The sequence below is a fragment of the Streptomyces sp. PA03-6a genome (assembly GCF_033792765.1).
Taxonomy (GTDB): domain Bacteria; phylum Actinomycetota; class Actinomycetes; order Streptomycetales; family Streptomycetaceae; genus Actinacidiphila.
Map to the genome: position 1 here is coordinate 1 of NZ_JARAVK010000436.1, position 4,484 is coordinate 4,484.

Annotated in this window: 4 protein-coding genes; 2 read left to right on the top strand and 2 right to left on the bottom strand. The window is 73.6% G+C overall.

Annotated elements, in window-relative coordinates; translation table 11 throughout:
• The first annotated feature begins 128 nt into the window (after positions 1 to 128).
• On the top strand, positions 129 to 1,187 hold the full coding sequence (locus tag PV350_RS44885; protein ID WP_499510551.1) for an alpha/beta fold hydrolase: 1,059 nt from the start codon (positions 129 to 131) through the stop codon (positions 1,185 to 1,187).
• 296 nt (positions 1,188 to 1,483) lie between these two features.
• Here PV350_RS44885 and PV350_RS44890 read toward each other — a convergent pair whose 3' ends face one another.
• Positions 1,484 to 3,169, bottom strand: a complete 1,686-nt coding sequence (locus PV350_RS44890; RefSeq protein ID WP_500339099.1) for a cytochrome c biogenesis protein DipZ — start codon at positions 3,167 to 3,169, stop codon at positions 1,484 to 1,486.
• Between the two features lie 123 nt (positions 3,170 to 3,292).
• Positions 3,293 to 3,718 carry an Ohr family peroxiredoxin gene (locus tag PV350_RS44895; protein ID WP_499510553.1) on the bottom strand — a complete coding sequence of 142 codons (426 nt, stop codon included), beginning with the start codon at positions 3,716 to 3,718 and terminating at the stop codon, positions 3,293 to 3,295.
• A gap of 234 nt (positions 3,719 to 3,952) precedes the next feature.
• Here PV350_RS44895 and PV350_RS44900 point away from each other — a divergent pair, with 234 nt between their 5' ends.
• Positions 3,953 to 4,132 (top strand): hypothetical protein, encoded by a 180-nt coding sequence (locus PV350_RS44900; RefSeq protein ID WP_500339100.1) that lies wholly within the window; start codon positions 3,953 to 3,955, stop codon positions 4,130 to 4,132.
• Positions 4,133 to 4,484 lie beyond the last annotated feature (352 nt).

The window sequence follows — 4,484 nt, forward strand, 5'->3', positions numbered from 1 at the left end:
CACCCCTCCCCCGGACCTGAGCCGGCCCCTGGGCGACACCCGCGATGCGTCACCACCTTGACCGGTGACGCATGTGCGTGCGAGGGTTGCCGCCGGGAGAACCCCGGGAACAGGAAAGAAGGTTGGGAATGATCGACAGGCGGAGCTTCGGCAAGGTTTTCGGTGCGGGGGCGGCCGCGGCGTCGCTCGCGGGGCTGTCGGGCCTCGCGTCACAGCCCGCCTCGGCGGCGACGCCGCACGGGCCGCGGCCGGGCACCGGGGGACCCGCGTCCGCCCGGGGGACGTACACCTCCCTCGGCGCCCTCAAGCAGGTCGACGCCGGCGTCCTGAACATCGGTTACGCCGAGTCCGGCCCCGCCGACGGCCCCGTGGTGATGCTCCTGCACGGCTGGCCGTACGACATCCACAGCTACGTCGACGTCGCACCCCTGCTGGCGGCGGAGGGCTACCGCGTCATCGTCCCGCACCTGCGCGGCCACGGCACGACGCGCTTCCTCTCCCCCAGGGCCTTCCGCAACGCCCAGCAGTCGGTGGTCGCGCTGGACGTCATCGCCCTGATGAACGCCCTGCGGATCGAGAAGGCGGTCCTCGCCGGCTACGACTGGGGCTCGCGGACCGCCGACATCATCGCCGCGGTCTGGCCGGAGCGCTGCAAGGCCCTGGTCTCCGTCACCGGTTACCTGATCACCAACCGCGAGGCGAACAAGCAGCCGCTGCCGCCCAAGGCGGAGTGGGCGTGGTGGTACCAGTACTACTTCTCGACCGAGCGCGGCCGGCTCGGCCTGGAGGAGAACCGGCACGACCTCGCCCGGCTGGTCTGGCAGTTCAACTCCCCCACGTGGGAGTTCGACGACGCCACGTTCCGCCGCACCGCGGCGTCCTTCGAGAACCCCGACTACGTGGCCATCGTGCTCCACAACTACCGCTGGCGGCTCGGCCTCGAGAAGGGCGACCCGCGCTACGACCGCCTGGAGCGGCGCCTCGCCGCGGGCCCGATGATCGGGGTGCCCACCATCACCCTCGACGGCGAGGCCGACCCGTTCACGCCCGCCGGGGAGGGGGCCGCCTACCGCGCCAAGTTCTCGGGGAGGTACGCCCACCGCACGCTGAAGGGCATCGGCCACAACGTCCCCCAGGAAGCGCCGGAGGCCTTCGCCGCGGCCGTCGTCGACGTCGACGCCTTCTGAAGACCCGCGCCCACCGGCACGGGGTGGGCGGCGACGTGACCGCCCGTCACGGAGACCGGTTCGGGGCGGATCGGGAGCACGGCACCCTCGGGGCCGGGCGACCCGGTCCGCCCCTTTCCGTTCCCTCATCGGCCAGGACACCGCCGGCTGCGTCCGGTTCGCGGGCGAGGCCGTACGCGGGCGCGGTGCGCAGGCACGGCGTTCGCCGTGGCCGGGCAGGAACCCCCGGGAACGCAGGCCGCCGCCCCCGGCCGCGGGGCGGACGAGGGCGGTGGGGCCGACCGGCAGCCGTGCGATCAGCCGAAGGTGAAGGAGTAGGCGCTGAGTCCGGGCGAGAGCTTCAGCGTCAGGACGCCCTGCCGGGACGAACTCCCGGTCACCACACGGTGGATGCCGGGGGCGCCGGAGACGGTGAAGGTGCTGGTCCTCCCGTCCAGGGTCGCGGTGACGGTTCCCGTGCCGCCGACGTCGAGGTAGACGTCGCGGGCGAAGAAGTCCAGGGTGATCCCGGCGTTCCGCCCGCTGGTGATCGCCTCCTCGCCGGCGTCCCAGGCCCCGGTCAGGGCGGCCTGTCCCGGCAGGAGCGTCTCCGGGCGGCCGAACTCACCGGTCCCCGTGGTCACGGGTCCGTTCACCACCGCCGCGCTGCGGCCCGCCCCCAGGGGGATCTCCGGGGTCTGCCTCCCGTCGGTCGGGGTGTCGTCGGGTACGTCGGTGGGGGGCGGCAGCGCGGTGCCGGGGCGCGCGTCGGTGAGCAGCCGCCGGATCAGCGACTCGGTGCCGGCGTAGCCGCCCTCGCCCACGGCGACGTGCCGGACCTTGCCGTGGGCGTCGATCAGGTACTGGGTGGGCCAGGCCTGGTTGCCGAAGTTGTCCCAGGTCGCATAGGAGTTGTCCAGTGCCACCGGGTAGTCGACGCCGAGCCGCCGGGCGCCCGCCGCGACGTTGCCGGGGACGCGCTCGAAGGCGTACTCGGGGGTGTGCACGCCGATCACCACGAGGCCGTCGGACCGGTAGTTCCCGTACCAGGCGTCGACGTGCTCGATGGCGCGCTGGCAGTTGATGCAGGAGTAGGCCCAGAAGTCGACGAGGACGACCTTCCCGGCCAGTGACTCCTTCGTCAGCGGGGCGTTCCCCGGGGTGTTGAGCCACTGCTGGATCCCCGAGATCTCCGGCGCCGCGCCGCAGTCCAGGAGGACGGAGGCCGGTTCCTCCGCGCAGGAGCGCAGCTCCCGTGAGCCGGACGGGCCGTGCCCGCCGGGGAGCCCGGGGCCGGCGATCGCGTCGTTGATGCGGGAGGTGTAGTCGGGGACGGCACGCTGCACGACGTCGGTGAGGTTGAAGGTGAGGCCGAAGGCCAGGACGACGAAGGTCAGTCCGGCGGCGAACCGCACCCCCCGCTGCCGTTCGCGGAACGCGCGCACCCGCTCGCCGACCCTGCGGCCTGCGAGCGCGAAGAAGAGCAGCGGCACCGCCGTGCCGACGGCGAAGGCGACGGCGAGCACGACCGTCCCCGCGCCGATCCGGTGCGTGGCGCCGGCGACGGCGATCGCCGCCAGGACGGGCCCGGCGCAGGGCACGTAGACCGTGCCGAGCACGAGTCCCAGGAGGAAACCGCCGTGTCCGCCGCCGACCCTCCGCTGCCCGATGCGCGCGAACGGGCGCTCCAGCAGGTCCTGCACCGCGGGGAACATCATGGCCACGCCGAGCAGGAGCAGCACCCCGAGTCCCACCCACCGCAGGATGTCCGGGGGCACCGGCAGGGCACCGAGCACGAGGGTGCCGAACAGCGTGATGAGGCTGAAGCTGACGACCAGCCCGGCCATCACCGCGTACGGCCGGCTCCTGCGCGCCGGTTCGGCCGCCTGCCCGGACGCCGGGACCCCGCCCGAGAGGAAGACCAGGGGCAGGACGGGGAGCACGCACGGGGAGACGGCGGTGACGAATCCGCCGACCAGTCCGATGAGCAGCAGCGTGAGCAAGACGACCTCCGGACGGGGCCCTCACGGACGGCCCCGGGGGGAACGGCGTCGTGCCGGGGCCCGTGGCCCCGGCACGACGCGGACGGACGGTGCCGCCGCGGGTGGGCGGCGGCGGGTACGGCGTCAGACGACGGTGGCCTCGACGGTCACCGGGATGGCGAGCGCCTTGGAGTAGGGGCAGATCCGGTGGGCGCCCGCACCGAGTTCGTCGGCGGTCTTCTGGTCCACGCCGCCGACCTCGAGGTGCAGCACGGCGCTCAGGCCGTAGTCGCCCTGTTCGTGCCGGTGGTGGAGGGTCACCTCGGCGACGACGGCCACATCGTGCACACGCACCTTGCGCTGCGCTGCGGTGATCTTCACCGCGCCCAGGAAGCACGAGGCCCATCCCGCGGCGAGCAGCTGCTCGGGGTTGGTCGCCCCGCCGTTGCCGCCGAACTCCTCCGGGACGGCGAGGGTCAGGTCCAGGAGCCCGTCGCTGGACGCCGCCCGGCCTCCGTTGCGGCCCTCGCCGGTGGCGGTGACGACGGCCGTGTAGTGCGTCTCGGTCACGATCTTGCCTCTCTCGCGTGTCCCGGGCAGATCGACCCAGCGGATCACCCGTCCGGGTGGTGACGACTGTCGCAGACTGTCGCAGAACCATGCATCACCTGTCAAACAGGTGACGCATCATGCCCCCACATCGGCCACCCCACAGCCCGTGAGGTGAATCACTTCCTTGACAGGTGATGGAATGGGGGACATCGTCAACGGCAACGACACCCCTTCGGCGGAGGAGACGACGCGATGCCGCCCACGCAACAGAAGGCCCCCGACGCCGCCGCGGCGGCGCGCAGGGCCCGGTTCGGCAAGCTGCCGGAGCGCGTCCGGCCCGAACAGATGGTCCAGGAGACCCCGGCCACGGCACCCGACCCGGCCCGGGACGTGTACACCGCCGACGACTGGCTCGTCCGCTACTGCCTGTGAACCCCGCCGGCTCCGCCGGCCGAGCAACGGAGGTCTCCCCGTGCGCATCCCCAAGCCGCTCCTGGCGGCATCCCTGACGGTGCTCGCGGCAGCCGTGAGCGTCGCCTGCTTCGCCCAGGTCGTCTGACCACCCCGCCCGCCATCGCCACGCCGGCCCGCCCCGACCACCGTCGGGAGCGGGCCGGCGTCGTCGCGCCCGGGGCGCGGCCGGGGCCGGCGGGCGGCGCTTGACGCATCTGAGACGACCGGTCATATTGGTCCTCGGCGCAGGCCTGCCCGTCGCTCCGGCGTGACGGGCGCGGCCTGCGCCGCGGCCCGGCGCCGCCCTCGCGGTGGCGCCCCCACCCCGTTC

Coding starts and splice junctions, on each gene's coding strand:
- PV350_RS44885 (WP_499510551.1), top strand. CDS start 129: ATGATCGACAGGCGGAGCTTCGGCAAGGTTTTCGGTGCGGGGGCGGCC.
- PV350_RS44900 (WP_500339100.1), top strand. CDS start 3,953: ATGCCGCCCACGCAACAGAAGGCCCCCGACGCCGCCGCGGCGGCGCGC.